18 protein-coding genes are annotated in these 24,163 nt (G+C 70.9%); 3 read left to right on the top strand and 15 right to left on the bottom strand.

Annotated elements, in window-relative coordinates; genetic code table 11:
• Positions 1-78: 78 nt before the first annotated feature.
• Positions 79-2,199, bottom strand: a complete 2,121-nt coding sequence (locus SSP08S_RS38180; RefSeq protein ID WP_019072920.1) for a DNA gyrase/topoisomerase IV subunit B — start codon at positions 2,197-2,199, stop codon at positions 79-81.
• Between the two features lie 441 nt (positions 2,200-2,640).
• Here SSP08S_RS38180 and SSP08S_RS38175 point away from each other — a divergent pair, with 441 nt between their 5' ends.
• Positions 2,641-2,874 (top strand): DUF7455 domain-containing protein, encoded by a 234-nt coding sequence (locus tag SSP08S_RS38175; RefSeq protein ID WP_019072919.1) that lies wholly within the window; start codon positions 2,641-2,643, stop codon positions 2,872-2,874.
• A 116-nt stretch (positions 2,875-2,990) separates the two neighbouring features.
• Here SSP08S_RS38175 and SSP08S_RS38170 read toward each other — a convergent pair whose 3' ends face one another.
• The 8 genes from SSP08S_RS38170 to SSP08S_RS38135 form a co-directional block, all read right to left on the bottom strand.
• Complete coding sequence (locus SSP08S_RS38170) at positions 2,991-3,848, bottom strand: S1 family peptidase (protein WP_019072918.1); 858 nt, start codon at positions 3,846-3,848, stop codon at positions 2,991-2,993.
• 132 nt (positions 3,849-3,980) lie between these two features.
• The gene (locus tag SSP08S_RS38165) at positions 3,981-5,522 is read right to left on the bottom strand and encodes an RNA polymerase sigma factor (protein WP_043260012.1); all 1,542 of its coding nucleotides are present in this window, start codon (positions 5,520-5,522) and stop codon (positions 3,981-3,983) included.
• Between the two features lie 430 nt (positions 5,523-5,952).
• Positions 5,953-6,840, bottom strand: a complete 888-nt coding sequence (locus tag SSP08S_RS38160) for a FadR/GntR family transcriptional regulator (RefSeq protein ID WP_086022045.1) — start codon at positions 6,838-6,840, stop codon at positions 5,953-5,955.
• A 162-nt stretch (positions 6,841-7,002) separates the two neighbouring features.
• Positions 7,003-9,105 (bottom strand): ATP-binding cassette domain-containing protein, encoded by a 2,103-nt coding sequence (locus SSP08S_RS38155; protein ID WP_026179193.1) that lies wholly within the window; start codon positions 9,103-9,105, stop codon positions 7,003-7,005.
• A gap of 91 nt (positions 9,106-9,196) precedes the next feature.
• Entirely contained in the window at positions 9,197-9,955 is a 759-nt protein-coding gene (locus SSP08S_RS38150; protein WP_019072914.1) for an NUDIX hydrolase, read from the bottom strand.
• Positions 9,956-10,085: 130 nt separating this feature from the next.
• The gene (locus SSP08S_RS38145) at positions 10,086-12,068 is read right to left on the bottom strand and encodes a glycogen debranching N-terminal domain-containing protein (protein ID WP_019072913.1); all 1,983 of its coding nucleotides are present in this window, start codon (positions 12,066-12,068) and stop codon (positions 10,086-10,088) included.
• Positions 12,069-12,499: 431 nt separating this feature from the next.
• Positions 12,500-13,987 (bottom strand): DUF4192 domain-containing protein, encoded by a 1,488-nt coding sequence (locus tag SSP08S_RS38140; protein WP_019072912.1) that lies wholly within the window; start codon positions 13,985-13,987, stop codon positions 12,500-12,502.
• Positions 13,988-14,155: 168 nt separating this feature from the next.
• On the bottom strand, positions 14,156-16,315 hold the full coding sequence (locus SSP08S_RS38135; protein ID WP_019072911.1) for a RecQ family ATP-dependent DNA helicase: 2,160 nt from the start codon (positions 16,313-16,315) through the stop codon (positions 14,156-14,158).
• Between the two features lie 393 nt (positions 16,316-16,708).
• Between SSP08S_RS38135 and SSP08S_RS38130 the strand changes: the two genes are divergently transcribed.
• Positions 16,709-17,344, top strand: coding sequence for a hypothetical protein (locus SSP08S_RS38130; protein WP_019072910.1), 636 nt, complete (start codon positions 16,709-16,711; stop codon positions 17,342-17,344).
• 277 nt (positions 17,345-17,621) lie between these two features.
• On the opposite strand, the gene SSP08S_RS38125 is transcribed toward SSP08S_RS38130, so the two are convergent.
• From SSP08S_RS38125 to SSP08S_RS38115, 3 genes are all read right to left on the bottom strand, one after another.
• On the bottom strand, positions 17,622-18,263 hold the full coding sequence (locus SSP08S_RS38125; RefSeq protein WP_078532647.1) for a hypothetical protein: 642 nt from the start codon (positions 18,261-18,263) through the stop codon (positions 17,622-17,624).
• A gap of 68 nt (positions 18,264-18,331) precedes the next feature.
• Positions 18,332-19,033: a ribonuclease HII gene (rnhB, locus tag SSP08S_RS38120; protein ID WP_019072908.1), complete on the bottom strand. Its 702-nt coding sequence runs from the start codon at positions 19,031-19,033 to the stop codon at positions 18,332-18,334.
• A gap of 82 nt (positions 19,034-19,115) precedes the next feature.
• Complete coding sequence (locus SSP08S_RS38115) at positions 19,116-19,739, bottom strand: TetR/AcrR family transcriptional regulator (RefSeq protein WP_019072907.1); 624 nt, start codon at positions 19,737-19,739, stop codon at positions 19,116-19,118.
• 187 nt (positions 19,740-19,926) lie between these two features.
• Here SSP08S_RS38115 and SSP08S_RS38110 point away from each other — a divergent pair, with 187 nt between their 5' ends.
• A complete protein-coding gene (locus SSP08S_RS38110; protein ID WP_043260004.1) occupies positions 19,927-21,474 on the top strand; it encodes an MFS transporter in 1,548 nt (515 codons plus the stop codon).
• Between the two features lie 229 nt (positions 21,475-21,703).
• Here the strand turns inward: SSP08S_RS38110 and SSP08S_RS38105 are convergent, their stop codons facing one another.
• From SSP08S_RS38105 to SSP08S_RS56695, 3 genes are all read right to left on the bottom strand, one after another.
• Positions 21,704-22,654, bottom strand: a complete 951-nt coding sequence (locus SSP08S_RS38105) for an ADP-ribosylglycohydrolase family protein (RefSeq protein WP_169400769.1) — start codon at positions 22,652-22,654, stop codon at positions 21,704-21,706.
• Between the two features lie 12 nt (positions 22,655-22,666).
• Positions 22,667-23,326: a histidine phosphatase family protein gene (locus SSP08S_RS38100; protein WP_026179190.1), complete on the bottom strand. Its 660-nt coding sequence runs from the start codon at positions 23,324-23,326 to the stop codon at positions 22,667-22,669.
• Positions 23,327-23,475: 149 nt separating this feature from the next.
• Positions 23,476-24,081 carry a YdbC family protein gene (locus SSP08S_RS56695; RefSeq protein ID WP_043260002.1) on the bottom strand — a complete coding sequence of 202 codons (606 nt, stop codon included), beginning with the start codon at positions 24,079-24,081 and terminating at the stop codon, positions 23,476-23,478.
• Between the last annotated feature and the right edge of the window lie 82 nt (positions 24,082-24,163).

Below are 24,163 nucleotides of genomic sequence, written 5' to 3'. Positions count from 1 at the left end.
GGCCTCGGTTCCGGGCCCGGATCGGGCTCGGAACGGGACCGGAGCCGATGCCCGGCGCCGTCGGTCACACGTCGGCGGTCACGCGTCGATGCGCGACCGGTCCAGTGTCGCGGCCGAGCTGGAGATGAACTCCTTGCGCGGGGCCACGTCGTTGCCCATCAGCAGATCGAAGACCTGCTCGGCCGCGTCCAGGTCGGAGAGGTTGATCCGGCGCAGGGTGCGGTGACGGGGGTCCATCGTGGTCTCGGCCAGCTGGTCGGCGTCCATCTCGCCGAGACCCTTGTAGCGCTGGATGGAGTCCTTGTACCGGACGCCCTTGCTCTGGAACTCCAGGAGCTTCTCGCGCAGCTCGCGGTCCGAGTACGTGTAGACGTACTTGTCCTGGCCCTTCTTGGGCTGGACAAGCTCGACGCGGTGCAGCGGCGGCACCGCGGCGAACACCCGGCCGGCCTCGACCATGGGCCGCATGTAGCGCTGGAAGAGGGTCAGGAGCAGACAGCGGATGTGGGAGCCGTCCACATCGGCGTCGGTCATCATGATGATCTTGCCGTAGCGGGCCGCGTCGATGTCGAAGGTGCGGCCCGATCCCGCCCCTATGACCTGGATGATGGCGCCGCACTCGACGTTCTTCAGCATGTCGGTGACGGACGACTTCTGGACGTTGAGGATCTTGCCGCGGATCGGCAGCAGCGCCTGGAACTCGGAGTTCCGGGCGAGCTTGGCGGTACCGAGCGCGGAGTCTCCCTCGACGATGAACAGTTCGCTGCGCTCGACGTCGTCGCTGCGGCAGTCGGCGAGCTTGGCGGGCAGCGAGGAGGACTCCAGGGCCGTCTTGCGGCGCTGCGCGTCCTTGTGCTGCCGCGCCGCGATGCGCGTACGGGCCGCGGCGACGGCCTTCTCCATGACCACCCGGGCCTGTGCGGCCGCGTCGCGCTTCGTCGAGGTCAGGAAGTCCTTGAACTCCTTGGTGACCACGTTGGTGACGATGCGGCGGGCCGCCGACGTACCGAGCACCTCCTTGGTCTGGCCCTCGAACTGGGGTTCGGCGAGCCGGACGGTGACGACCGCGGTGAGGCCCTCAAGGGCATCGTCCTTGACGACGTCGTCCTCGGCGACGCGCAGCAGTTTCTTGGCGCGCGCCACCTCGTTCATCGTCTTGACGATGGCCTGCTCGAAGCCGGCCACGTGGGTGCCGCCCTTGGGGGTGGCGATGATGTTGACGAACGACTTGAGGTTCGTGTCGTAACCGGTCCCCCAGCGCAGCGCGATGTCGACGCCGAGTTCACGCGTGACCTCGGTGGGCGTCATCTGGCCGTGGTCATCCAGGACGGGCACCGTCTCCTTGAAGGTGCCCTGGCCCGACAGGCGGAGGACGTCGCAGACCGGCTTGTCGCTCGCCAGGTACTCGCAGAACTCGCTGATGCCGCCGTCGAAGCGGAAGGACTCCTCGCCCTTGCTGCCGCCCTCGCCGAGGCCGTACTCGTCGCGGACGACGATGGTCAGCCCGGGCACCAGGAACGCGGTCTGGCGGGCCCGCTGGTGCAGGTTCTCCAGGGAGAGCTTGGCGTCCTTGAGGAAGATCTGGCGGTCGGCCCAGTACCGCACACGCGTGCCGGTGCGGGTCTTGGGGATCCGCTTGGTCTTGCGCAGGCCACCGGGCTCGAACGCCGCGTCGGGGCCGGCCGCCGTGAAGGAGCCGGGCACACCGCGCCGGAAGCTGATGGCGTGGACGCTGCCGTTGCGGTCGACCTCGACGTCGAGCCGCGCGGACAGGGCGTTCACCACGGAGGCACCCACGCCGTGCAGACCGCCGGAGGCGGCGTACGAGCCGCCGCCGAACTTGCCGCCGGCGTGCAGCTTGGTCATGACGACCTCGACACCGGAGAGGCCGGTCTTGGGCTCGACGTCGACCGGGATGCCCCGGCCGTTGTCCCGCACCTCCACGGAGGCGTCGTCGTGCAGGATCACCTCGATGTGGTCGCAGTAGCCCCCGAGGGCCTCGTCCACGGAGTTGTCGATGATCTCCCACAGACAGTGCATCAGGCCACGGCTGTCGGTCGACCCGATGTACATGCCCGGGCGCTTGCGTACGGCCTCTAGCCCCTCAAGGACGAGCAGGTGCCGCGCGGTGTAGTTGGAACCGTCCCGGTCTGCTCCTGCCAGCAGCGCTGTCGACGGCACGGACGTTTCGGCGGTCACGCGGTTCGCTCCTCGCTGAATTTCAGATGAGGCCCTTTTGGGTAAGGGCCCGGCTTCGGTTGCCGCTCAGAGGGTACCGAGGCCTGGTAGAGCCGTTGTAACGCCACCCTCGTCTCCTCCTCACAGTAGTCCAGGGTCGTATACCTGTTCGATCCCTCGATGGAGTGAAGTACATATCACGTTCCCTTCGGGGCATGAACCATTTAGGCTCCGGGCACGTCCTCATGAACAACCGGCAACCCAGCCGGGAGGACCGACCCCGACCCACAGCGCGAACCCGTACAGACACATAGACACGCAATACGGCACATTCGCCGCCAACCGGCAGCAGACAGCCGCCCCGGAAGAATTTTTCGAGGAAAAGCCCAGAGCGGGAACGTTTTCGGGCTGGTTGGATGTTGACCCTGGTACGACAGCTCGTCGAGCTAGAGAAGAGGCGACGTGACTACTGTTCTGACCCCCGCGAGCCCGCTGACGGCCGCCGATCGCTGCGACCGCTGCGGCGCCCAGGCATACCTGCGCGTCGTCCTGCTCAGCGGCGGAGAACTGCTCTTCTGCGCCCACCACGGCCGCAAGTTCGAGCCGGAACTCAAGAAGATCGCCGCTGAGATACAGGACGAGTCGGAGCGACTGACCGCCGCTCCCGCAGCAAGCACTCCTGAAGAAGAGCGCTGACACTTCGCGTCCACGACGAGCCAGCACCGGCACAGGCCGGCGACGGGCGGCCCCGCTCCTGAACCACAGGAGCGGGGCCGCCCGTCCTCGTATCCACCGATGCCCCTCAGAGGCCGTCAGGTGCCCTTGTGCGGGCCCGGAGCGCCGCGGTGGCGGCCCAGCGTCCGGACGACGTCGGACACCCGCGTGTAGACGCCGGGGCTCCCCGCCCGCCCGCACCCACTGCCCCACGACACCAGTCCGATCAGCCGGCCCTGGGCGACCAGCGGCCCCCCGCTGTCCCCCTGACAGGCGTCACGGCCCCCCTGGGGCTCTCCGGCGCACAGCATGGCCTCGGGGAGGTAGGTGCCGTCCGTACTGCCCGGATACGCCTCCTCGCAGCGGGCGTCGGGCAGCACATGGACGCGCGCGGCGTGCAGGCTGCCCGCGTAGTCGCCGCCGCCGCTGAGATCGCCCCAGCCGTAGACCGTGGCGGCCGTGCCCGGCCGGTAGGCCGTGTCCCCCGTGGCCGCCATCCCGATGACCGAGCTCTGGGGCAGCGGCGAGGCGAGGGTGAGCACGGCGAAGTCGCCGGCGTTGCTGACGGTGTCGTAGTCCGGGTTGACCCACACGTCCCGTACGGCGATCGCCTGGCCGCCGGCCGAGAGCAGGTCCGTACGGCCCGCGAGGACCTTGAGGTCGCCCGCGCGGTGCGGTGGCGCACCCAGGACGTCGTCGCCCATGCAGTGGGCCGCGGTCAGCACGGTGGTCCGGGTCACGGCGACACCGCCGCAGAACTGTCCCGCCCGGGTACCCCCGAACCGGTCACGGCTGGACAGCGCCACCGTCCAGGGGCTCTCGGAGACATCGACCGGGAACCCGCCGACGACGATGCTGTCGGCGGCCACGGGAGCCGCGGAGACCAGCGGTATGGCGGACGCGGCGGCCGCCAGGACCAGCGGCCGGGTCAGCGCCCGGGCAAAGGGACGACGCATGCACGTTCCTCACTCTGGGATGGTGATCGGAGACCCAGAGTGATCCAGCGTGCCGCACCGCGCACCCGCGGACGGCACGAAGGCCCGGCTCCTCGAAGGGAGACCGGGCCTTCCGTGACGTACGACTACGACCTAGTCGAGGTAGTCGCGCAGCACCTGCGAACGCGACGGGTGGCGCAGCTTCGACATGGTCTTGGACTCGATCTGGCGGATGCGCTCACGGGTGACCCCGTACACCTTGCCGATCTCGTCGAGGGTCTTCGGCTGACCGTCGGTGAGACCGAAGCGCATCGAGACCACGCCGGCCTCGCGCTCGGACAGGGTGTCCAGGACGGAGTGCAGCTGCTCCTGGAGGAGCGTGAAGCTGACCGCGTCGGCCGGGACGACGGCCTCGGAGTCCTCGATGAGGTCACCGAACTCGCTGTCGCCGTCCTCACCCAGGGGGGTGTGCAGGGAGATCGGCTCGCGGCCGTACTTCTGGACCTCGATGACCTTCTCCGGGGTCATGTCGAGTTCCTTGGCCAGCTCCTCCGGGGTGGGCTCGCGGCCCAGGTCCTGGAGCATCTGGCGCTGCACGCGCGCGAGCTTGTTGATGACCTCGACCATGTGCACCGGGATACGGATGGTGCGGGCCTGGTCGGCCATCGCGCGGGTGATCGCCTGACGGATCCACCAGGTGGCGTACGTGGAGAACTTGTAGCCCTTGGTGTAGTCGAACTTCTCGACCGCGCGGATGAGGCCGAGGTTGCCCTCCTGGATGAGGTCCAGGAAGAGCATGCCGCGGCCGGTGTAGCGCTTGGCCAGGGAGACCACCAGGCGGAGGTTGGCCTCCAGGAGGTGGTTCTTGGCGCGGCGGCCGTCCTCGGCGATGATCTCCAGCTCGCGCTTGAGCTTGGGGGCGAGCTTGTCGGCGTTGGCCAGCTTGTCCTCGGCGAACAGACCGGCCTCGATGCGCTTGGCGAGCTCGACCTCCTGCTCGGCGTTGAGGAGGGGGACCTTGCCGATCTGCTTGAGGTAGTCCTTGACGGGGTCGGCGGTGGCACCGGCGGCGGCGACCTGCTGCGCGGGCGCGTCGTCCTCGTCCTCGTCGGAGAGTACGAAGCCGGCGCTCTCGGCGCCCTCGGGCTCGTCCCCGGTCTTGCCGGGGGTCTCCTCGACGGCCTCGTCGTCGACGATCTCGGCGTCGTCCTTCTTGGCGCTGGTCTTCTTGGCCGCCGCAGCGGTCGTCTTCTTGGCGGCGACCTTCTTGGCGACCGCCTTCTTGGCGGGCGCCGCCTTCTTGGCAACGGCCTTCTGGGCGTCGTCCTCGGCGGGAGCGTCGGCGAGGGGCGCCGCCGGAGTCGCGGTGGCGGTGGCCTTCTTGGCGGTCACCGTCTTGGCGGCGACCGTCTTGGTGGCGGTGCGCTTGGCCGGACTCTTCGCTGCGACGCTCTTTCGGGTGCGCTTGGGCTCCGCGGCACTGACCATCAGCGTCACACCCTCTTCCTCGAGGATCTGGTTGAGGCTGCGCAGTACGTTCTTCCACTGAGTGGCCGGAATCTGGTCAGCTTCGAAGGCCCGACGCACGTCATCGCCGGCGATCTGCCCCTCAGCCTTTCCCCGCTCGATGAGCGCCATGACAGAGACGGACTCGGCGATCTCCGGCGGGAGCGTACGGGATGTGCTGGCCGACACGAACAACCTCTCGGAACGATGGAAAACGGCTTCCGGCCCCGTCCGGTACGGACAGGAACCGACGACCGCCGACTGGGGATGGGCCGACGGCGCGGGCTGGGGCCGGGAAGAATCACAGCGCCTTGAACGGCGTCCGTATTCCCTTCCGCGGCTGTCACCTCTTAGGTCATCGCGCAGTTCCCGCGAGCGTTACGCCCAATCTGCGTGGCCCGAGTCACACCCCGTAAGCGCTCAAAAACGGTCAGACACGGGCAGAGGAGGTCACCCAGGGCCGCGAGAGGCACTTCTCAGCGAGATCCGGCGCCCCGTCGCACCGCCGGACCCCGCCGGTTCCCTGGAGGATCCTGCGGGGTCCGGCGGAAGACGGCGACCAGGCCGGGCGGCGCCACGGGAGTGCGGCGCGCCTCGACCGCGCCTGCCACCCCGCGCGTCAGTGTTCGCGCGGGGCGGGCACCACGCGCTCCACCTCGGGGTGCACGATGAGCAGCTGCCGCATGGCCGCCTCGGCCGCCGCGCCGTCGCCGGCGGCGAGGGCGTCGACGATCCGGGCGTGGTGCGCCAGGGAGGCGTCGTTCGGGCGGTCACAGCCCGTGACCGGGCCGCCGGAGACCTGCAGGGCCGAGGAGACGATCCCGGAAAGGTGCTCCAGCATGCGGTTGCCCGCGACCTGGATGAGCAGCGAGTGGAACTCGGCGTCCGCGCGGGAGAAGGTCAGCGCGTCGCCCTGCGCCATGGCGTGACCCATGATCTCCACCATGTCGGAGAGGCGCTGCTGGACGTCCTCGCGCCCGTGCCCGGCGGCTAGGCGCGCGGCCAGCGGCTCGATCGTCCAGCGCAGCTCGCTCAGCTCGCGGCGCTGGTTGTCGCGCTGCGGGCCGAAGGCGCGCCACTCGATGATGTCCGGGTCGAGGAGGTTCCAGTCGCTGACGGGACGCACGCGCGTGCCGACGTTCGGGCGGGCGCTGACCAGGCCCTTGGCCTCCAGGACGCGCAGCGACTCGCGGACGACGGTGCGGGAGACCTCGAAGCGCTGGCCGATCTCCTCGGGCACCAGCGGGCGGTCGGCGCCCAGGTCGCCGGAGACGATCATCTGGCCCAGCTGCTGGACGAGTTGGCCGTGCAGTCCGCGTCCGCGGCTGCCCGCGGCACGACGGCCCACGCGGCCCAGCTCCGGGTCGGAACCGTCCCAGGAAGGGGCTCCGAGGCGCTCGGTGACGGGCGCCTCGGCATAGGGGTAGCGGTCGAGTTCGCCCGGGCCGGCGAGGCCGGAGTCTGCGGAGCGGGCGGCGGTCATCATGGTGTGCGCAAGGGTACTCACGGATCCTTTGTCGGCGTTGGTCCCAACTCCCTTGAGGTCTTTGGTGAAAAGCACACGAAAGGGTGATCGCTCACCCCGTCGCAATTGACGCCTTATCGGAAAGAAATGGGCTTTCTCCGGGGAGTTGTGCGCAGAGCGGGACCCGAAGGGTGCGCACGGTCGTCATCGGACCCTGCTACGCAGGGTCGTGAGCAGATACGCGCAGAGCAGTGCGGTCAGCGACAACGCCAGTGCCCCGCCCACGGGTTGGACGATCACCCGCGCCGCCGCGGACAGATACCGCTCGCCTCCGAAGGGCCACTGCAGCAGGAACACCTTCCGCAGCCGCAGGGGAAAACCCGCCGCGGCCCGCACGGCCGGCCCTTCCAACGCCTTGTGCACGAGGGGTACGACGAGAATCGGTACGGCGACCACCGCGGCGAGCCCGGCCGTGGTGGACCGGAAGATGCCCGCGGCCAGCACTCCGGCCCAGGCGCACCCGACGACCAGTCCGGTCCAACTCGCGCCCGTCGAAAGCCAGTCGGCGGGAACCTGCGCGAGCTCCCGTCCGTATACGAGATAGAGCACCTCGGCGTCGCAGCCCACCGTGAGGAAGCCCAGCAGCAGCGCGGTGGCCGCGGAGACGAGGAGCTTCGCGAGGAGCAGCCCCATCCGCCTGGGGACGGTGCCGCGGTCCGCCGCCAGGGCGGGGTGCCGGAACTCGTCGCCGAACGCGAACGCCCCGAGCAGCCCCGCGCCGAGCGCCGCGGGCGGCAGGGGCAGTTCCCGCGGCCACGCGGCCAGCAGACGCGGCTGCGGGGTGTGCCCGATGCGGGCCAACAGCAGTGCGGTGAGGGCGGACACGACGAGTACGGCGGCCCCGGTGAGGAACCCGGTGCCGATACCGGTGGCCCGGCGCAGCTCGTAGCGGAGCGGGCGCAGCGGGCTGGGGGCGGAGCGGACGGAGATGGGGGGCGGGAGCGGGGACAGGGCATCGAGGGTGGCGGCTCGCGAAGGGCGCGGGGCACGCGCGGAGGGCAGTGCGCCGGTCGCCTCTTCGGGGTCGACGAGAGGGACGAGTCGGGAGCGGGCGGGGCTCGGCGCGCGGGGGCCGGGGGTCGCAGGGAGGCCTGCGGTGGTCGGCTGAGCCGCGGGGTCAACGGCGGTGTCCCGCAAGGGGCTGACGGCAGCCGCCTGTTCCTCGTACGGCGGGTGGGCTTGGGCGACGGGTTCGGGTGCTTCGGCGGTGGAGGGCTCGGAGGTGGGCAGCTCAGGTCTGATCGGGGGCGAGGGCTGCTCGGCGAACGGCACGTCCGTGAGAGGCGATCCCGTCATGGCCGGCGACGAGGGGGCAGGCACGCGCGGCTCGTCAGTGGTTTCCGGCTCGCCTCTGGCGGACGTACCGGCGCCAGGCCCCATGTCGCCGATCTCGTCGGCGAGTTGGTGTACGAGGATGTCGTGCCGGAACGCCGTCTCACCGACGTCCGCGCACGTACTGCCGTACACGGAAAGGCGGTTGCCCTCCTCGCGTACGACTTCGACGGAGCGGTGCGCGGTGCGGGCCTCCTTGGTGAGGAGGGCGGCGAGGCGGGCGGCGTGCGGGGTGCGGACGGCGACGCGGGGGCGCAGGCGGGTGCGGGCGAAGTCTCCGGCCTCCTGGTCGGCGAGGAGTCTGCCCTGTTCGAGGGTGACGACCCGGTCGGCGCTGCGGGCGGCCTCCTTGGGGTCGGCCGTGGTGAACAGGACCGTGCCGCCCTGGGCGGCGTGCGCGTGCAGCATGCCGTACAGCCAGCGGCTTTCGCGGGCGGAGAGTTCGCCGGCGGGTTCGTCCAGCACCAGGGTGTGCGGGTCGGACAGCAGGGCGCAGGCGAGGCCCAGGCGGCGGTCCATGCCGCGGGCGAGGCTGCCGAGGCGTTCGTCGCGCAGGCTGACGAGGCCGACCACTTCGAGGACCTCGTCGGCCCGCCGGGCCGGAACACCCGCAGCGGCACACAGCATCCGCAGATGGCCACGGACCGAGCGGGCCGGATGTCCCGGCACGTCGCCCAGGAGCACGCCGACCTCGCGCGACGGGTGGGCGATGCGGTGCAGGGGGCGGCCCCTGAAGTAGGTGATTCCACGCCCCTGTTGGAGTTCTAGCATGAGCCTGAGCGCGGTCGTCTTTCCCGCACCCGGGGCTCCGAGGAGTGCGGTGACACTGCCCGCACGGGCCTCGAAGGAGACGTCGACGACGGCGGGCGGATGCTCCTTGCGGGCGTTGCTGGTCAGTCCGAAGGCCTGGATCACCCACAGCAAGATAGCGCGCTATGTCCGTTTTTTCGGGCACCGAACGGCCCGTACCGCAACGCTTGGTCAACCCGTTCGCGCTGCTACGACGTCACACCTCGGGGCGCAGCATGGGCGGGTTGAGCAGCGTGGCCCCGCCGGCCCGGAACAGCTGCGCCGGGCGTCCGCCCTGACGGGTCGTCGTACCGCCGGTCGGGACGAGGAAGCCGGGCGTGCCGGTCACCTTGCGGTGGAAGTTGCGCGGGTCGAGCGCCACTCCCCACACCGCCTCGTAGACGCGGCGCAGTTCACCGACGGTGAATTCGGTGGGGCAGAACGCCGTGGCCAGGGAGGAGTACTCGATCTTCGAACGGGCGCGCTCCACCCCGTCGGACAGGATCTGCGCGTGGTCGAAGGCGAGCGGCGCCACCGGGTCGCCGTCGCGTCCGAAGCCGCCCTGTTGCAGCAACTCCTCCACGGGTGCCCAGCGCGCGTTGCTGGCGTCGCCGCCGGCGCGGGGTGCGGGCAGGTCGGGGGCGAGTGCGAGGTGGGCAACGCTGACGACACGCATCCGCGGGTCACGCTTGGGGTCGCCGTAGGTGGCGAGCTGCTCCAGATGCGCTCCGTTGTCCTGGGCAGGGACCGCCGGGTCGTGGGCACGCAGTCCCGTCTCCTCGGCCAGTTCGCGGGCGGCGGCCTGGGCCAGATCCTCGTCGGCCCGCACGAAGCCGCCTGGCAGCGCCCAGCGTCCCTGAAAGGGCGGCTCGCCCCTGCGTACCGCCAGCCCGCACAGAGCATGGCGGCGCACGGTCAGCACGACCAGGTCCACGGTGACGGCGAAGGGCGGATACGCTGACGGGTCGTAGGACATGCGGCGATCATAGTCGTCTGCCTGACGATAAACACTCCCTTCGTCGGTACCGCCGTGACTGATCCACTTCGGTGCGATACGCGGTTGATCCTCCGCTTACGGCCGTCGACCGAAACGGACTCGTGCGAGGTCACGCCCCCAATTGCAGTCCGGCAGCCGCCTCCTCGACCATGGCGACACCGAGTCGGCCGACCCGTACGGAGAAGGGGGCGCCCGCGATCCGCAGTCCGGTCAGGCCGATCTCGCCCAGGGGCGCGCTGCGGACCGGACGGAGGGTGACCGTCCCGGCGGGGGCGTCCGGGCGGATGCCCGCCAGGGTGGCCAGCAGCAGGACTCCGGCGGCGGCTGCCGTGGCCGCCGGGCGGCAGGCGGCCGGGTGGGGAACGGGAGCGCTCCCCTCCGTCCGCTGCTCTCCCGCGTACATCTCGGGGAGCCGGTGTCCGAACGCCTCGGCCGCCGCCAGGACTCCCCGCAACAGCGAGGTGGCCTCCTTCTCGTAGCCGCCGGCGGCCAGGCCCGCGACGGCGATGGCCGTCTCCTGCACCCGCACGGCGCCGCTCCGGTGGCCGAACGGGCTGAATCCCGGTTCCTTCGCGCCCAGGCCGCGCAGTCCCCAGCCCGAGTCCATGGCCGGGCCTCCGAGCAGCCGGGCGAGTTGTTCGGCCCGCGCCTTGTCGAGCAGGCCGGGTGCGTACTCGCCGCCGCCCAGCAGTCCGGTGTCGAGGAGGTGGGCCGCGGTCGCGCCGAGGTGCGGTACAAGGCGTCCGTCCGGAAGCCGGGCCGCCGCCGGGCGACCGCCGCCCAGGTCCCCGATCCAGAAGTCCGCGCGGAAGACGCTGCGCAACTCCTGGGCCCATTCTCGGAGTTCGGCAGCGCCGGGTCTGCCGAACGCGTCCAGCAGGTCGGCTCCGAGCAGCGCCGCCCGGTGGGCATGGGCCTGTGTCTCGCAGCGGACGGGTCCGCCGGGGTGCGGGTCGCGCAGATAGGTGCCGTCGCCCACGGTGGTCCGCAACCAGGTCAGACAGCGCTCGGCGGCCGGCAGCAGCTCCCGTGTCTCCTGCTCTGGGAGCCCCCAGCGGCGGGCCTCCGCGAGCAGCACCGGGAAGAGCAGGGTCGCCTCCGTCCCCGTGCAGCCCGGCGGCAGATGGGCGCCGGCGTCGCGGCGCGGTCCCGGGATCATTCCGAACTGTGCTCCGGGGCGCGGGAGTTGGGTCCGGGCCAAGGTCCGCAGTGTGCCCGCGGCGAGCCGGGTACCGAGGGGCAGCGTCATACGGGCCGCCGTGAGCGACTCCGCCGGGGCCAGACCGCACCGCCAGGGCGCGCCCGCCGCGAGGTGCGTGTCGGAGGGGTGCGCGGGGTCGCGCAGCAGCAGTGCCTGGAGATCCTCGACGCTGGTTCGCAGCAGCGCCTGGACTCGGGGGTCGTCACCGGCCGCCCGCGCGGAGGCCAGGGGGCTGGTCGCCCCGTGGCCCACGGCCCGGACCGGTCCCGCGCCGTCCGGCCGTACCCGCAACTCCACGCTCGCCGTACCGCCCGGCGGCAGTTCGAACTCCCAGCGCAGCAGCCCTGCGGAGGCCAGCGCGTCGGCGGGCGGCGGGTCGGCGGTGACCGTCGAGTTCCCGGTGGCGCCGGACCAGCGCAGCCCGGAGTCGTGCACGGTGGCGGGGAGTTCGGGTCCCGTGCCGCCCGCGGCGATCGCGCCGAGGTCCGCAAGGTCGGTGCCGAGCGCCACCTCGACCGGCAGCCGCAGCGGGCGCCAGGACACGCTGCGCAGGGTGATGCGCTCCGTACCGTCGGCGTGCCGGGTCCGCTCGACCACGAGGTCGGGGTCCGGGCCGCAGTCCGGGGACACCCGCACGGTTCCCACGAACCGCGCACGGTCCGCTGCCGTCATCCTGGCCTGCACCGGCAGCGGTTCACGTCCGGCCACCCGCACCTGACAGCGGGCGAGCACCCGCCTGCCCGCACGGTAGAACCCCTCCAACCCCCGGCCGTTCAGCTGGCCCTGCTCGGTGGAGACCGCGAGTCCCGGGAGAGCGACGCAGATCAGCGTGTTGTGAGTGGGCGGCAGTTCGAGGGAACGGCGGGGCGTCGGACGAGGCGTGTGCGGCACGGGGCTCTGCGGCGGGGAGAGCGAAGAGGACCGGAGTGGGGACGGGGATGGGGACCGTGATGGGGGTGGCGGCGGACGACGGATCTGGCCGGGCGCCAAGCCTCCCGCCGGCCGTTGCGACGGCTGCGACGGCTGCGACGGCTGCGACGGCTGCGACAAGCTTCCGCCAGGGCGGCCACCGGCATCGGAGGGCGGAGTCGGCTGATGCATGGGCGGCTTCTTCTGCGCTCTGTGCGCCTCGGACGTGTTCGGCGCCGGATGGAGAGTCCCGAGAGGACAAGGGCTGTACGGCGACACGACCCGATCAGGCGTTCCGCCACTCAGGTGAACGGAGCCGGGCTCCTCCTGGTCACGCCCGCGACCCGGGAAGCCGACCGAATGGCGGCGGGCCGGAGGAGACAGCCTCTCGACATCGGTCCTCCACCTCTTGATCACCCGTCCCCCTCAATGCCGTTGCTCCCCGGCAGAGGCCGCTCCGAGCAGGTGTCACGGCGCCGCGAACCGCTCTTCCCGGAGGTGCGTGTACGCGTGCCGCCGGGACGTGCGGTGCCCTGAGCCGATGTGCGAGGGCGGGAACCGTCCGGTTCCGCAGAACGCGGACGGTCCTCGACTCCGTCGGCAGTTCGCGCGCGGCGCCGACGGCGCGAAGCCGTGGGCGTTGCCACCGGTGCTGGGACGTCGCTGGAACCGCTCGCCCCCTGCGGTACGGAACCATCGGCAACCGCCGATTCACCCACCCCAGCACGGTCCTTCCGTTCCGCGCGCAGGCAGCGGCGGATCGACTCCGGGTCCAGGCCCTCGTTGCAGGCCTGGTGCAGGAGGCGGGCGAACAGGTAGTCGGAGTCGGCGCCCAGGGCCATGGCCAGGGCCTCCCGGGCCTCCAGGTCGTCGCCGGTCGACCAGGCGACCCAGCCCGCGAGTGTGAGCGGAGCCGCGGCGTGTTCGCCGTAGGGCCCGACGCAGCGGCGGGCCAGCGCGCGCCAGAGGCGCAGAGCCGCAGCCGCCTCGTCGCCCTCCATCCATTCGGCCGCGCGGTCGCGGGTCGAACGGTCCTGAAGACCGAGGATCAGTGTGGCCGCTTCGTCGTGGGCGAGCAGTGCGTCGTCGCGCAGGTCCGACTGGAGCGGGCCGGACACGGGCGGTGCCGCGGCGAACCGGCCGATGATCAGCTGGGCGAGGTCCAGCGTCTCGTGCGCCACGTCCGCGCGGTAGGCGTCGTCGAGGATGCGAGGTACCAGGGCCGAACCGGCGGCGTCGAGGGCGGCTTCCTGCTCCAGCGCGGCGACGGTCTCCCACGGTTGCAGCCTGCTGCGCAACTCGCGCAGTGTGCCGCGTACTTGGAGTCCCGCGTAGGTCGCCGCGGCGGCCAGCACGGAGGTGCCGGGCAGGCCCATCGGGGATCCGTCGACGGGGCAACATCCCTCGATCGGGCAGCAGTAGGACCAGAAACGGCCGTCCGAGATGCAGAGCGCCTCGATGACCGTCACATCGAGCCGGCCGCACTCGGTGCGCAGACTCTGCACCAGCGGACGTAGCCGCTCCATGACCTGGCGCCCCGTCTCGCCGGGCGCCGGTTCCTGGCAGACGTAGGCGATCATCTGCTCGGGCCGGGTGCCCCTGCGCTCGCTGCCGGTGACCAGGCCGTGGGCCAACTGTCGTGCCACGGAGGCCCAGTCGTCCGCGCCGGCGGGAATGCCCAGCCGGGCTCGGCCGCCGAACCGGCCCCGGCCGCCGCGATCGTGCAGGGCGACGAGGACGATGCTGTCCTCGGGGCGGTATCCGAGGAGGTAGGGCAGGGCGTCGGCGAGTTCGGCCGGGGTGCGCAGGGTGACCTGGTGGTCGGCGCCGTGCCGGTCGTACGCGGTGGGCTCGATGTCGCCGTTTTCGGAGGATCCGGTCGTTTCGCTGTGATTCGTCATGCGTTGACGATCTCGCGAATCGCCCCATTCCGCTTGAGCCTGTGGATAAGTCCGGTCAGGGGCACGTCATATGGAGTTCGGTGCGGCCAAGTCGGCCCGGGCGACCGGGACATGCGATCCGGAATCGCCCGCTCGGCCGCCTGCCGGCACAGATCCCGCTACGGAATCTCAGCCCGCCGCAGCAAGGACCAGCGGAAGCACCTGTTCGCTGCCTGCACGGCGGAGCAGGCGGGCGGCGACCGCCAGGGTCCAGCCGGAGTCGGTGTAGTCGTCCACGAGCAGGACGGGGCCTGGATTGGCAGTCAAGGCCGCGGTCAGTTCCTCGGAGACGGCGAAGGCGTCGGACAGTGCCCTGAGGCGTTGGGCGGAGTTGCTGCGGCGGGCCCCGTGGGTGCCGTCCGGGCCCGTGTGCGTCAGGGTGCCCAGGAGGGGGAGGCGACCGATGGTCGCGATGCCCTGGGCGAGGGAGCCGACCAGTTGCGGGCGGGCCAGGGACGGTACGGCCACGACGCCCACGGGACGGGCGGAGGCGTCGGTGACGTTCGGTGCCCAACCACCCGGAGAACGCGCCCAGTCGGCGAGGACCGCCACCGCGGCCTTCAGGACGTCGTCGGGGACCGGGCCGTCGGGTGCGTTCTCGGCCAGCAGTGGGCGCAGCCTGTTGCCCCAGCCGATGTCCGAGAGCCGCCCCAGGGCACGTCCCGTGGAGCACTGGTCCTTCGCCGGGATGCGTCCCTTGAGGTCGACGCCCAGTGCGGCCATTCCGGTCGGCCACATCCGGCGCGGCTCGATCTCCGTGCCCGGGCGGTCCAGTTCCTTCGTCGCCCCGGTCAGCGTCTCCGCCGAGACCGACGCGTCGATCCAGGCGCCCGCGCAGTTGTCGCAACGGCCGCAGGGCACCGCCCCTTCGTCGTCCAGCTGCTGGCGCAGGAACTCCATCCGGCACTGGGACGTACTCACGTAGTCGCGCATGGCCTGCTGCTCGGCCGCTCGCTGTTTGGCCACCCAGGCGTACCGCTCGGCGTCGTACACCCAGTCGGCTCCCGTGGCCGCCCAGCCGCCCTTGACGCGCTTGACCGCTCCGTCGACGTCCAGGACCTTCAGCATGGTCTCCAGGCGGCTGCGCCGGAGGTCCACCGCCGTCTCCAGGGCGGGTACGGACAGCGGCCGTCCCGCATCGGCGAGGGCCGAGAGGGTCTGGCGGACCTGTGTCTCGGGCGGGAAGGCCGTATCGGCGAAGTAGCGCCAGATGGCCTCGTCCTCCCTGCCCGGCAGGAGCAGTACGTCGGCGTGGGCCACTCCGCGCCCGGCACGGCCCACCTGCTGGTAGTAGGCGATCGGCGAGGAGGGCGAGCCGAGGTGGACCACGAAGCCCAGGTCCGGCTTGTCGTAGCCCATGCCCAGGGCCGACGTGGCGACCAGTGCCTTGACCCGGTTCTCCTGGAGGTCGATCTCGGCCTGCAGCCGGTCGGCGTTCTCCGTCTTCCCGGTGTACGAGGCCACCTTGAAGCCGCGCTGCCGCAGGAAGGCGGTGGCCTCCTCGGCGGCGGCCACGGTGAGCGTGTAGATGATCCCCGAGCCCGGCAGCTCGTCCAGGTGCTCGGCGAGCCAGGCCAGGCGGTGAGCGGCGTCAGGGAGTTGGACCACCCCGAGCCGCAGGCTCTCCCGCTCCAGCGGGCCGCGCAGCACCAGGGCCTCACCGGCGCCGGTGCCCAACTGCTCGGCCACATCGGCGGTCACGCGCGCGTTGGCGGTCGCCGTGGTGGCCAGCACCGGTACGCCTGTGGGCAGTTCGGCCAGCATCGCCCGCAAGCGGCGGTAGTCCGGGCGGAAGTCGTGTCCCCAGTCGGAGATGCAGTGGGCCTCGTCGACCACCAACAGGCCGGTCGTGGCGGCCAACTTGGGCAGCACCTGGTCGCGGAAGTCCACGGAGTTGAGCCGCTCCGGGCTGACGAGGAGGACGTCGGTCTCGCCCTTTTCGACCTCTCCGTAGATGCTCTCCCACTCCTCCGGGTTGGCCGAGTTGATGGTGTGCGCCCGGATGCCCGCCCGTGCCGCCGACTCGACCTGGTTGCGCATCAGGGCCAGCAGCGGCGAGATGATCACCGTGGGCCCGGAGCCGCGCCGGCGCAGCAGGGCCGTGGCGACGAAGTACACCGCCGACTTGCCCCAGCCGGTGCGCTGCACCACCAGCGCGCGCCGGCGCTCCTCCACGAGGGCGGCCACCGCCTGCCACTGGTCCTCGCGCAGCCGCGCCGTACCACTCGGATCACCGACCAGCTCGGCGAGGATGGCGTCGGCTTCGGCACGCAGCTCCTGGTTGCTCATGTCCCCATGCAACCTCACGCCACTGACAACGGCCCAATCCCCCGCCGCGGTAAAGAGGCGCTTCCGGCCGTCCCGACCGCCTGTCCCGGGCGCCCCACGCCCCCTGGCCCACCTGCACCCTCTGGACCTTCCGCACCTCAATGGCGTACGAAAGTGTCGTGCTCGAACGTCCCAGGCGTCGCCGGACGACGCATTGGGTAGGGATATAAGCCACAGACCATCAGATAAGGGGCTGTGGCCCCATTTGCTCGTTGCCGCATCCCAGTTCGACAGCAAGAATTGGAGTCCGCTCCCCGCACGGTTCGTCCGTGATCCGGTAGGGCTCTGCTGCGGTGTGCGCTCCCCCGAATCCGACCTCGCCCGCAGTGTGGGCGCGTAGCCGAAGGGAGGACCGTGACCTTCGGATTCGCTCCGTCCTCCGCGGCATCCACGTCGACGTCAGCCGACCTGTCCGCCGCTTCCGCCAACCCTCTGGCCCGTATGCTCGAACCCTCCGAGTGGGCCGCCGCCGGAATCCCCTTGCTGCGCAATCCCCGCGAGGTCGTCAGCGGGCTGCACTCCCGGCACCGCCCGAGACCGGCGACCGCGATCGTGGCCGTCCTCGACCCGGACGAGCGGCTGCTCGCGAGCGCCTCGTTCGTCCGCCGGTCCGCCCCGGCCGACGGCTGGATGTTCCGCAACGCGCTGCTCGCGCAACTGCGCCGGGTCATCCCGCACGACCTGCGTCGCCGCACCCCGGTGCGCACCGCCGTGCTGCTCTACTGCCGTGAGGGCGACGCGCGTTGGACGGAGGAGGACGGGGCGTGGATGTGGGGGCTGCGCGACGCCTGCACACTGCACGGGCTGCGCTGCGGGGCGTACATCACACTGACCCGTGACGGCTGGCAGGTGCTTGGTGAGGGGCGTGGCGGCCGACGCCCGAGCGCGGACTCGACGCCGGAACCTTTCGCCATGTCCGAGGTACCGCCCCTGCTGCCCCGCACCGGCGGCGCCGCCTCGGAGGTTCTGCGCCGCGCCGCTGCCCGCTGAAACCCGGTCCGGGCTCCGCGCCCGGACCGTACGGCGGCGATACGAGACCCCTACAGGAGAAGTCCGTACGACGCCGGGCCGCGCCGGGTGAAGACTCCCGCCCGGCCGATTCACCACGCACGGGACGGGACGGAACGCCTGTGGAAGGCACCCTTCGTCAACCGCGCCCGGTCTTACGGGCACGGCGAATCGCTCACCCTGCGCAGCCGGACGCAACGGCGCCCGAGGTGGCCACCGTCGGTCTCAGAGAGCCTTCCGGACGTTCCGGAGAGGGCTCTCAGACGCCCGCGCCCAGCACCGAGTTGATCTGCTGCGGGTCGCCGCAGACGATCAGCAGGGCGCCGGCCCGGCCGAGGGCCAGCGGCAGTGCGGTGGCGGCAACGGTGTCGAGGCCTCCGTTGACGGCGACCACGACGACGGGTCGGGACGCGGCCCGGCCCGCGACGGCGGCGTCCGCGTAGAAGACGTCGTCGCGCGCGTCGTGCTGCGCCCAGTAGGACGCTTCACCGAAGGACAGTTCGTGGGCGGCCCACGGGTGCGGTTCGCCGGTGGTGATCACCAGCACGTCACCGGGGGTACGGCCCGACTCCAGAAGCAGGTCGACGGCTTCCTCGGCGGCGTCCAGCGCACCCTCGGCCGAGGCCGGGACGAGCTGGATCTGCGGGGTCGCCGCAGCGGTGCCGGAAGCGGCGGGGGCAGCCGGACCGGACGGTCCGGGCTTGACGGCGGCCACGTCACGCGGCGTGCGTTGCACCGGCGCCGTGGGCCGCAGGGGGCCGGGGCGACCGGGACGCAAGGGCGCCGCGGGGCGGGGGCCTGGTACGGGACGGGGGGTCGGCGCGACGCGGCCGCTGGCCGGAGTGGCGCGGGGACCCTGGGCACTCTCGTGAATCTGAGGCTCCTCGGGAATGAGAGGCATGAGCTGATTTTTATCAAACGTTGGCGCCGCTCGCGTCGGCGGGTGGCACATGAGTGCGAGCGGAACGGTCAGAAGTCGAAGCCGAGCTGCCCCTCGATCTCCGGAACGTTTCCCTCCGCCCAACTGCGGGCCTTCTTGAGGTGCCGCCACTGGGGCAGCGCATCAAGATAAGCCCACGACAACCGGTGGTACGGGGTGGGGCCCCGCTCCTCCAGCGCGGCCTTGTGCACGGGTGACGGATACCCGGCGTTGGCCGCAAAAGCGAAGTCTGCATGGTCGATGCCCAGTTCGGCCATCATTTTGTCGCGCTGAACCTTGGCGATCACCGAAGCCGCGGCCACCGCCACGCACGACTGGTCGCCCTTGATCACCGTACGGACCCGCCAAGGGGCCCCGAGGTAATCATGCTTCCCGTCGAGAATGACCGCGTCCGGGCGAACCGGCAAGGCCTCAAGGGCACGCACCGCGGCGAGCCGCAGCGCGGCCGTCATCCCCAGGTCGTCGATCTCCTCCGGGGAGGCGTGTCCCAGGGCGTACGCCGTGACCCACTTGCGGAGTTCCTCGGCGAGTTGGGCACGGCGCTTGACCGCGATGAGCTTGGAGTCGGTGAGTCCTTCGGGGGGTCGGCGCAGTCCGGTGACCGCCGCGCAGACGGTGACGGGGCCGGCCCACGCGCCGCGCCCCACCTCGTCGACGCCGGCAATGACCTTGGCTCCGGTCGTGGCGCGGAGTGAGCGCTCGACGGTGTGAGTAGGTGGTTCGTACGGCATGGCGACCTCAGGGTACGCCGCCCGGGACCCCCTGCGACACCCCGGTTTCCCAGGGTCCCCTCAAGAGCGTCCCGGCCCGGCTTCAGGCACCGCTCGGCCGGAGCAGCGGAAGCATCAACTGGTCGAGCATTTCCTCGATCTCCTGGTCGCTCCATTCACTGCCGCACACCTTCGATCTGTACATCATCATCGCCGGGATGGCGTCGAAGACATAGCTGTTGGAAGCGTCGGGACGAGCCTGACCCCGCTCGATTCCCCGGTCGACGGCGTCGCGGATCAGCCGGAGCGTCGGTTCCACGACCCCTTCGATGATCACGCCGTGGAAGCGCTCCGCCTGCGCCATGTCGCATTCGTGAATCACTGAGCGCAGGGCGGATCCGGGGCGCGAGAACATCGCGTCGCGCGCCCGCGTGCACAGCGCCAGCAGATCCGCACGCACATCGCCGAGGTCGGGCATCTCTTCCAGACTCGGCAGTCCGGCCTGCAACGCGTCCGCGACGAGGTCCTCCTTCGAGGACCAGCGGCGGTAGACCGCGGCCTTGCCCGTCTGGGCGCCGGCGGCGACGCCTTCCATCGTGAGGGCGTTCCAGCCGACCGTACTGAGTTGCTCCAGTGCGGCGTCCAGGATCGCGCGTTCGAGCACGGCGCCGCGACGGCGGAGGGAGGTCGCCCGAGCGGGGGCGGCCGTCCAGCCCGAAGTAACCATCTGAGTCTCTCCAGCGAGCAGTGGAATGGGGAATTCCGGGGATGGGGGACACGTCGCGCGGCAGCGACGGGGGACGCGTCATACGCGGGCGAGTTAAGTGAACGCTTGCGTTCACTGTCGGGGACTCACTACCGTTGACGCGGCAGTGAACGCGGGCGTTCACTAACACACTTGTGGGGGACCCATAGTGACAACCTCTCAGTTGACCCAGAAGCCAAAACCAGGAGCGGCCCGCCGGGAGGGACATCCCGGCATCGCGCTCGCGGTCATCGCGGCCTGCCAACTCATGGTGGTACTCGACGCGACGATTGTGAACATCGCTCTCCCGCACATTCAAGCCGCACTCAGTTTCAGCACCACCGACCTCACTTGGGTCGTCAGCGCCTACACGCTCACCTTCGGCGGCCTGCTGCTTCTCGGTGGCCGGGCCGGCGACATCCTCGGCCGGCGCCGGGTGTTCATCACCGGCATCCTGCTCTTCACCTTCGCCTCGCTGCTCGGCGGACTGGCCCAGGAACCCTGGCAGTTGCTGGCCGCACGCGTCCTGCAGGGCGTGGGTGGCGCGATCGCGTCGCCCACCTCGCTGGCGCTCATCACCACCACGTTCCCCGAAGGGCCGGAACGCAACAGGGCGTTCGGCGTCTTCGCCGCGGTCTCGGCGGGCGGCGGCGCGATCGGCCTGCTCGCGGGCGGCATGCTCACCGAGTGGCTCGACTGGCGCTGGGTGCTCTTCGTCAACGTGCCGATCGGTCTGCTGATCGCCGTCCTCACACCGCTGTACATCAGCGAGTCCGAACGGCACACCGGCCGGTTCGACATCGCGGGCGCGCTGACCTCGACGGCGGGCATGGCATCCCTCGTCTACGGCTTCATCCGCGCGGCGGACAAGGGCTGGCGCGACAGCCTGACCATCGGATCCTTCGGCGCGGCGGCCGTCCTGCTGGTGGCCTTCGTGATCATCGAAACGCGGGCCAAGGAACCGATCACCCCGCTCAGGATGTTCGCCGACCGCAACCGCTCGGGCACCTACGTGATCATGCTGAGCCTGGCCGCCGCGATGTTCGGCATGTTCTTCTACATCGTGCTCTTCGTGCAGAACGTGCTGGGGTACAGCCCGATCCAGGCAGGTCTCGCCTTCCTGCCGGTGACGGTCGTGATCGCGGCCGGCGCGGGGCTGTCCCAGCAGTTCCTGCCGCGGTTCGGACCACGGCCGTTCATGCTCGTCGGGTCGACCCTCGCGGTGATCGGGCTGGCCTGGCAGACCCTCATCAGCTCGGACAGCTCGTACGTCGGCGGAGTGCTCGGCCCCATGCTCGTGTTCGGCTTCGGCATGGGCCTGAACTTCGTGACGCTGACGATCACCGCGGTGTCCGGTGTCGCCCCGCACGAGGCGGGCGCCGCGTCCGCGCTCCTCAACGCCATGCAGCAGGTGGGCGGTTCGCTCGGTCTGTCCATCCTGACCACGGTGTTCGGCTCGGCCAGCAGGGACGAGGCGAAGAAGCAGCTGCCGAAGTTCCTGGCCGACGGTTCGGCGGAGCAGAAGCAGGAGTTCGCCAAGTCGCACCAGCTGCCCGCGCCTTGGGGGCACGAGGTGCTCGCGCACGGCATCTCGACGGCCTTCATCCCGGCCGCCGCGATGGCCGTACTCGCCCTGGTCACGGCCTGGTTGGTGATCCGGGTCCGCAAGAGCGACCTCGACGCCCTCGCGGGCACGGCGGGTCCGGGGATCGGCTGACCGGTCGGGCCCGACGCGGGCCCGACCGACCGGCAACAGCACCTGCCTCGGCATCGGCGAAAACCCCATGACCACCCCCGCAACTCTCGCGTCCTGTCTGTCCTGTGTGGACTCATGTGTCACACAGCGACTGCCAGGACAACGGCCGGGCGGTCACGCAGAGTTCCCATCGGGCACAGAGAGTTTCCGTCGCGTGCGGGTGGCGCTGCCGACAGGGACGTCGGAGCCGTCAGGCGGCTGTCGGCGCCCAGCCCGGCAGGGCCTCCGTCCGCTCCACCCACTCGGCGGGCGGCGTCCCGGCCTTCCCGCCGGCGATCACGCCGCCCACGATGGCGCAGGTGGTGTCCACGTCCCCGCCGACCTGCGCGGTGGTCCAGAACGCCTGTGCGTAGTCGCCGAGACCGCGAGCGGCCGACCAGAGCGCGAAGGGGACCGTGTCGTGCGCTGTCGTACGACGTCCGCAGCCCAGCACCGCCGCGACGGTGTCGGCATCGGCGTAGTCGAGCATGTCGCGGGCGCGCCGCAGTCCCGTGCCGACGGCGCTCTTCGGGACGAGGGCGATGACGCCGTCGAGGAGTGCCTCGGCGCTCGGCGGGCCGCCAGGGGCTGCGGTCAGTGCGGCTGCCGCGGCGACGGCCATGGCGCCGACGACGCCCTCACGGTGCTGGTGCGTGGGGTAGGCCGAGATCTCGGCCTGGTGGGTCGCCTGCTCGGGGTCGTCCGCGTACCAGGCGCCCAGGGGTGCGATGCGCATCGCCGCGCCGTTGCCCCATGAGCCCTGTCCGTTGAAGAGCGCGGCGGACAGCTCGCGCCAGTCGCCGCCCTCGCGGACGAGGCGCAGCAATCGGTTGACGGCGGGGCCGTAGCCGCGGTCGAAGTCGTGGTGCTGCGCGAAGGAGTGGGCCAGGGCGTCCTGGTCGACACGGTGGTGGGCGGCGAGGACCGCGACCACGGAGCAGGCCATCTCCGTGTCGTCCGTCCACTGCCAGGGGTCCGGGGGCAGCTCACGGCGCTTGAGGAGCGGGTAGTTCACGGGGACGAAGAACTGGGAGCCCAGCGCGTCCCCCACGGCGAGTCCGCGCAGGCTGGCCAGGGCGCGGCCCAGGCGCCCGCCGGGAGAGTCAGGAGAATCGGAAGGATTGGAGGAGTCGGAAGAATTCGAATAGGAGTCGGTTGTCATCGGTCCGCCAGCCTACCCACTGATCCCGTACGGCTCCGGATCCCGCCAGCTGTCGAACGGCCGGTCCAGCGCGTACCGGCCGTCGTCTCCGAGAACGAGCATCCGCATCTCGGCGTTCCCCGGATTGGACAGCGACTCGAACTCCGCGACCGTCCAGTGGAACCAGCGCATGCAGAAGAGTCGCATCGCCAGGCCGTGTGTCACCAGCAGCACGTTGGGCGGGTGGTCCGGGGCCTCGAAGCTGCGGTACAGGCTCTCCAGGAAGCCGCCGACCCGGTCGTAGACGTCGGCGCCGGACTCGCCCTGGGCGAAGCGGTAGAAGAAGTGCCCGTAGGCGTCCCGGTACGCCTTCTGGAGGCGTACGTCGTCCCGGTCCTGCCAGTTCCCCCAGTCCTGTTCGCGGAGCCTGGGTTCCTCGCGTACGCGTACGAGGTCGGGGTCGAGGTGGAAGGCCCGGAAGGTCTCGTGGGTGCGGCGGTACGGGGAGACGTACACGCTGATGCGCTCGCGGCCGAACACCTCCCGCAGCCGCTTGCCGGTCTCCTCGGCCTGACGCCATCCCTGGTCGGTCAGCGCCAGGGCATGGTCGGGTTCACGCTCGTACACGGTGTCATCAACATTGCCCGTTGACTCGCCGTGCCGGACAAGGACGATGCGCCGTGGTCGTGCCATGCCAAAACCCTAGATCCAGTGGTGGCATATCGAGCACTCGTACGGGCTCCATACGGCGTAGGTCACACGAATTCTGCCCGATGGGCCACATAGGGGCGCACGATTCACACACCGGGACGTCGGTGACGGTGCTCCCGTCAGTCCGGATTTCAAACCGTCCAGCTCGGTTCCAGCTCCACGATGTCCCCCGTGAGGGACGCCACGTCCGCCTCGATCTGGGCCCTCAGTGCGAGCCGTTCCACTCGCTCGGTGCGGTATTTGCCGTGTTCGGCGGCCGAGTGCCACATCGAGAGCACCATGAACTCGTGCCCCGGCGCCTCGCCGAACAGCCCGCGGAGCATGCCCGGGGAGCCGGCCATCGCGGGGTTCCACACCTTCTCCTGCATCAGCGTGAAGTGCTCGGCGCGCTCCTCGTGGACACGGCACAGGGCCACTCGCACCAGGTCGGCGTCGGTGAAGCGCGGCTCGAAGCCGGTCTTCACGTCGAAGCGGTGGTCGAACAGCTTGACCTGCGCGTCCTTGAAGGTGCCCGCCTGGGCCGACGCCAGCCGGTCGTGGGATCGGGCCATGAAGGAGTCGTAGAAGGCACGGCTTTCCCAGAACGCGAAAATGTGTGCCACTCCTGGCCGCGCTCTGCTCCAGCCGCCCCCCTGTCCCCGAAATCCCGGCTCCCCCAGAAGCCCCGCCCACTTTCGCTGCCCGCGCTCGAAGCCGCGGCGGTCCATCACGGTGCAGCGAATCCACTTGACCAGCACCGCGCCATCGTAAGGCCACGGAGCGTGGCGCCGGTCACGCTCCGGCGGAGATCGTCCGCGCATACGCCCCCGCGCGCGTGGC

It is taken from the genome of Streptomyces hokutonensis (assembly GCF_000376565.1).
Lineage (GTDB): Bacteria > Actinomycetota > Actinomycetes > Streptomycetales > Streptomycetaceae > Streptomyces > Streptomyces hokutonensis.
The sequence above is the reverse complement of the archived record's forward strand: the minus strand, read 5'-3'. Positions and strand labels throughout refer to the sequence as shown.